The sequence below is a fragment of the Streptomyces sp. NPDC127106 genome, assembly GCF_042677605.1.
Lineage (GTDB): Bacteria > Actinomycetota > Actinomycetes > Streptomycetales > Streptomycetaceae > Streptomyces.
This window is the reverse complement of record NZ_JBHXTC010000010.1, coordinates 1-5,452: the sequence shown is the minus strand read 5'-3', so window position 1 is coordinate 5,452 and position 5,452 is coordinate 1. Positions and strand designations below refer to the sequence as shown.

The window sequence follows — 5,452 nt, the reverse complement described above, 5'->3', positions numbered from 1 at the left end:
TTTTTTTTGGGGGGGGGCTTGTTTTTTTTTTTTCTTCCCCCCCCCCGCGCCCCCCCCCGGGGGCGGCCCCCCCCCCCCCCCCCCCACCAGCGGGGGCAGCGGATCAGCGGATCAGCGGATCAGCGGATCAGCGGATCAGCGGGCCAGTGGGTCAGTGGGTCAGTGGGTCAGTGGAAGGTGTGCTGCTCCTGGGGGAACGTTCCGCCCACCACGTCCTCGGCGAACGCCTTCGCCGCGTCCGTCATGGTCGCGCGCAGGTTCGCGTACTGCTTCACGAACCGCGGCAGCTTCCCGCCGGTCAGGCCCATCATGTCGGTCCACACCAGCACCTGCGCGTCGCAGTCCGCGCCCGCGCCGATGCCGACCGTCGGGATGTGCAGCGACCGGGTGACCTCGGCGGCCAGTTCGGCCGGGACGAGCTCCAGGACCACCGCGAAGGCCCCCGCGTCCTGGGCCGCCTTGGCGTCGCGGAGCAGCTGGTGCGCGGCCTCGTCACCGCGGCCCTGGACCCGGTAGCCCATGGCGTTGACGGACTGCGGGGTCAGGCCCAGGTGGGACATGACGGGGATGCCGGACTGCACGATCAGCTCGGTCTGGCGCAGCGAGCGCTCGCCGCCCTCCAGCTTCACGGCGCCGACACCGGCCTCCTTCACGAGCCGGGTGGCACTGCGCAGCGCCTGTACGGCGCCTTCCTGGTAGGAGCCGAACGGCAGGTCACCGATGACCATGGCCCGCCGGGTGCCGCGTACGACGGCCGCGGACAGCAGCGTCATCTCGTCCATCGTCACCGGGACGGTGTTCTCGTAGCCGAGGTGACAGTTGCCCATCGAGTCGCCGACGAGGATGACCGGAATGCCGGCCTCGTCGAACACGGACGCGGTCATCGCGTCGTAAGCGGTGAGCATGGGCCACTTCTCGCCGCGCTCCTTGGCGAGCGTCAGGTCGCGGACGGTGATCCGTCGGGTGCCCGTGCCTCCGTACAGGGTGGCGGAGGTGGCTTCCCGGGCAGGCGAAACGGCATGCGTCATTGCAACTGCTCCTTGATGTCATCTCGAGGCGCCCTCACGGCGTCCCCGGACTCACCCCCATGGTGGCACCTGCCCGGCCGGCCGCGAAAGTGGGGGGAGTGACCGTCCGGTCACACTGCACGGCCGGCTCGGGACATCCTCCGGTTACTGACCGAATGTGCGCGTTTCGTGACAACCGGAACCCCGGCCGTATGGCCGTTCGTCCTCCCGGACGTACGGCCGGAACAACGGCACGGAAGTCTGCGTCCATCGCCTAGGGTCAGGGTGGGGGGACGGAGCGCGAGCACGGCAGCGAGGGCAGTGGCATGGCACAGGCGTACATGACGGAGACCGGGAACGGCGGCTCGGAGCCCGAGCCCCGCGGATCCCGCCTCCGGCGCCGCGTGGCCGAGCTGCGGCGCGACCCGGGCATCTGGCGGCGGGGCGTCGTGATCGCGGCGTTCGCCGTGCTGCTGGCGCTCGTCATGATCCTCCACGCCGAGCTGCCGAACAGCGTCGGCAACCTGGGCAGCCTCACCGAGACCTTCCTGCCCTGGCTGGGCGCGTTCGTTCCGCTGCTCCTCGTCGGCGCGGTCGTCCGCAAGTCCGCGACCGCGCTGATCGCGATACTGCTGACGGCCGTCGTCTGGGTGAACCTCTTCGGCGGCCTGGTCACCGACAAGGCCGGATCCGGCGGCAACCTGATGGTCGCCACCCACAACGTCGACGCCGACAACCCCGACCCGCGGGGCACCGCCCGGTCGGTGGCCGGGGCCGGGGCCGACGTGCTGGCCCTGACCGAGCTCAAGGGCAGTGTCGTCCCCGTCTACGAGCAGGTGCTGGCGGGTGCGTACAAGTACCACGCCGTGGAGGGGACCGTCGGCGTGTGGAGCAAGTACCCGCTGAGCTCCAGCAAGCCCGTCGACATCAGGCTGGGCTGGACCCGGGCCATGCGCACCACCGTCGAGACCCCGCAGGGGCGGGTCGCCGTGTTCGTGGCCCACCTGCCGTCCGTCCGGGTCAAGCTGAACGCCGGCTTCACCGCCAACCAGCGCGACAAGAGCGCGGACGCGCTGGGTGCCGCGCTCGCCGCCGAGCCGCTGCGGAAGGTCGTCCTGCTCGGCGACCTCAACGGCACCATGAACGACCGCTCCCTGTCGGAGGTCACCTCGCAGATGCGCTCCACCCAGGGTGCGGCGGGCGACGGCTTCGGCTTCAGCTGGCCCGCGCCGTTCCCCATGGCCCGGATCGACCAGGTCATGGTCCGCGGGATGAAGCCGGAGGCCTCCTGGACCCTGCCGCGCACCGGCAGCGACCACCTGCCGGTCGCGGCCCGGGTGACGGTGACGAAGTAGCCGCCGGCGCCGGCGCGGGCGCGCCCGGTACGGGTGCCGGAGGGCGCCCGTGCCGGGCGTGCGCACGTCAGGCGTGCTCGCGCCAGCCGTTCGTGATGGGCAGGCGGCGGTCCTTGCCGAAGCCCTTCGCGGAGATCTTCGTGCCCGGCGGGTACTGGCGGCGCTTGTACTCGGCGGTGTCCACCATCCGCAGGGTCCGGGCCACGACCTCCCGGTCGAACCCCGCCGCGACGATCGCCTCGATGCCCTGGTCGCGGTCCACGTACAGCTCCAGGATCGCGTCCAGCACCGGGTAGTCCGGCAGCGAGTCCGTGTCCACCTGGCCCGGCCGCAGCTCGGCGCTGGGCGGCTTCACGATCGAGTTCTCCGGGATGGGCGGGGTCTCCCCGCGTTCGGCCGCGGCCCGGTTGCGCCACCGCGCGAGCCGGAACACGTCCGTCTTGTACACGTCCTTGATCGGGCCGTAGGCGCCGACCGAGTCGCCGTACAGGGTGGAGTAGCCGACGGCCAGCTCCGACTTGTTGCCGGGGGCGAGGACGATGTGGCCCTCCTGGTTGGACACCGCCATGAGCATGGTGCCGCGCAGCCGGGACTGGAGGTTCTCCTCGGCCAGGCCGGTCAGGCCCAGCGACCCCATGTAGGCGTCGAACATCGGCTCGATCGGCACCGTGCGGAAGTTCAGGCCGGTGCGGCGTGCCAGTTCGGCGGCATCGTCCTTGGAGTGCTCCGAGGAGTACTTCGAGGGCATCGAGATGCCGTACACGTTCTGCGCGCCGATCGCGTCGCAGGCGATGGCGGCGACCAGCGCCGAGTCGATGCCGCCGGAGAGCCCGATCAGCACGGAGCGGAACCCGTTCTTCTTGACGTACGCGCGCAGGCCCACGACCAGCGCGTCGTACACCTCCTCGTCGTCGTCGAGGCGGTCGGCGTAACCGCCGGGAACGGCCGGCTCGTACGGCTCGACCGGCTCCTCGGACAGGATCACCCGGTCGATCCGCAGGCCGTCGTCGACGGTGCCCTCGGGGGCGTCGGCCGGCGCCGCGGGCAGGTCGAGGTCGACCAGGACGCAGCCCTCGGAGAACTGCGGCGCGCGGGCGATGACCCGGCCGTCGGCCCCGACGACGATGGAGTCGCCGTCGAAGACGAGCTCGTCCTGACCGCCGATCATCGCGAGGTAGGCCAGCGTGCAGCCCGCCTCCTGGGCCCGCTTCTGCACCAGTTCCAGGCGGACGTCGTCCTTCTCGCGCTCGTACGGCGAGGCGTTGACGGAGATCAGCAGGCCGGCGCCGGCGGACCGGGTGGCGGGCACCCGGCCACCGTCCTGCCACAGGTCCTCGCAGATGGCCAGGGCCACGTCGACGCCGCGGACGCGGATCACCGGCTGGGTGTCGCCGGGGACGAAGTACCGGAACTCGTCGAACACGCCGTAGTTGGGGAGGTGGTGCTTGGCGAAGCGGAGCACCACCTCGCCGCGGTGCAGGACGGCGGCCGCGTTCTCGGGGGAGCCGGCGGGCAGGCCCAGGCGGGGCGCGGCGCGCTCGGAGCGGTCGAGGTATCCGACGATGACCGGGACCTCGCCCAGGCCCTCGGCCGCCAGCCGCTCGGCCAGCCCGTGCAGGGCGGAGCGGGAGGCCTCGACGAAGGATGCGCGCAGGGCGAGGTCCTCGACGGGGTACCCGGTCAGCATCATCTCGGGGAACGCCACGAGGTGGGCGCCCTGCTCGGCGGAGTGCCGGGTCCAGTGGACGACGGAGTCGGCGTTGGCGGAGACGTTGCCGACGTGCGAATCGATCTGATTCAGAGCGAGGCGTAGTTGAGGCACGGGGCCCAGTGTAATCGTCTTTCTGACGCGATGTCCTGGGGGCCCCGTGCCACAAGGGTTCTGGGCGGCCGCGGGCGTGCTCGTGGCCGCTGCCGGATCAGCCGATCGGGCCGGCGAACTTCGCGCCGGGCATCAGGATGCCGGGGGAGATCTCCGCGCTGAGGTTGGTCGTGCCCTCGGGCACCTCGTAGGCGATGACCCCGCTGGCGGACTGGCCGGGCAGGATGTCGCCGCGGATGAGCTTGGGCACGTCGCGGCCGTCGAAGGCGAGCTGGGCGGTCATGCCCTTGTCGTCGCGGACCTCGGGCACGGCGTGGATGACGTTGTGGTTCTCGGGCGAGCCGTTGGTGATGGTCATCGTGATCTGCACCGCGTTGCGGATGCTCGCGTACTTGCTCTTCGACACGTACGGCTTCGGGGCGGACAGGCTGACCTTGATGCCGTTCGGGTACGTGTACGTCTCGCCGAACGGCAGCGGCGTGGTCATGCCGGGGCCCGTGGGCGGCGCGGAGCGCCACGGCTTCGGCGCGGGGCGACCGGGGGTCGCGGAGGGGTTCGGCGGCCAGGGCTCGTCGGCGCCGGGGTCCAACTCGGGGTCGTACCACTCGGGGGCTTCGAAGCGGGCTTCGGCGTGGTCGGCGATGCGGTCGACCACGTGCTGGGTGACGAAGTAGCCGCCGACGGAGGCGGCGACGCCGAGTACGCCGAGGACGGTGCCGACGATCGACATCGCCTTGCGGCCGGCGCCGGCCGAGGCGCGGGTGACGGCGCCGATGCCGAGGCCGACGGCGGTCACGCCGAGGATGGCGCCGAGCCAGAAGAGGAACGGGATCGGGCCGACGGGCAGGGAGATCAGGCCGACGACGAGGGCGGCGACGGCCAGGCCGTTGGTGACGGGGGCGGGCTGCCGGAACCAGGCGCCGCCGGCGCCGGGCACGGGCCACGCTCCGGTGTGCGGTACGGCCTGCGGCGGCACCACGGGCCCGCCCGGGGCGCCGTAGCCGGGCGCGGCGGTGGGCCCGGGCGGGGGCGCTGCGAAGCCCTGCTGGCCGGCGGAGGGCGCCGTCGGGGCGGGGGTGGCCCCCGGGACCGGGGCGGCCCAGGGGTCGCGCCCCGCCGCGGCGGGGGCCGGAGCGGGCGCGGGGGCGGGCGCCGGAGCGGACTCGGCGGCGGGAAGCCCGACGGTGGCGGGCGCGGGGGCCGCCCCCCGGGCCCGGGCCCGCGGCGCGGGCGGCACGGGCACAGAGGCGGGGCAAGGATCCGGCGGG

The 5,452-nt window shown here is 72.8% G+C and carries 4 protein-coding genes; 1 reads left to right on the top strand and 3 read right to left on the bottom strand.

Annotated features, from left to right (window positions below):
* Positions 1 to 167 precede the first annotated feature (167 nt).
* On the bottom strand, positions 168 to 1,028 hold the full coding sequence (gene panB, locus ACFVGY_RS12240; RefSeq protein WP_385674960.1) for a 3-methyl-2-oxobutanoate hydroxymethyltransferase: 861 nt from the start codon (positions 1,026 to 1,028) through the stop codon (positions 168 to 170).
* A 305-nt stretch (positions 1,029 to 1,333) separates the two neighbouring features.
* On the opposite strand from panB, the gene ACFVGY_RS12235 reads away from it, so the two are divergent.
* Positions 1,334 to 2,362 (top strand): endonuclease/exonuclease/phosphatase family protein, encoded by a 1,029-nt coding sequence (locus ACFVGY_RS12235; protein ID WP_385674957.1) that lies wholly within the window; start codon positions 1,334 to 1,336, stop codon positions 2,360 to 2,362.
* Between the two features lie 67 nt (positions 2,363 to 2,429).
* On the opposite strand, the gene ACFVGY_RS12230 is transcribed toward ACFVGY_RS12235, so the two are convergent.
* Both ACFVGY_RS12230 and ACFVGY_RS12225 read right to left on the bottom strand, forming a co-directional pair.
* On the bottom strand, positions 2,430 to 4,184 hold the full coding sequence (locus tag ACFVGY_RS12230) for an NAD+ synthase (RefSeq protein ID WP_385674954.1): 1,755 nt from the start codon (positions 4,182 to 4,184) through the stop codon (positions 2,430 to 2,432).
* A 97-nt stretch (positions 4,185 to 4,281) separates the two neighbouring features.
* Positions 4,282 to 5,452, bottom strand: a 1,171-nt coding sequence (locus ACFVGY_RS12225; protein WP_385674951.1) for a DUF4190 domain-containing protein, incomplete at its 5' end; no start/stop codon positions are given.

Bases quoted from the DNA above. Each gene is read 5' to 3' on its own strand.
- panB (WP_385674960.1), bottom strand. From the start codon at position 1,028: ATGACGCATGCCGTTTCGCCTGCCCGGGAAGCCACCTCCGCCACCCTG.
- ACFVGY_RS12235 (WP_385674957.1), top strand. From the start codon at position 1,334: ATGGCACAGGCGTACATGACGGAGACCGGGAACGGCGGCTCGGAGCCC.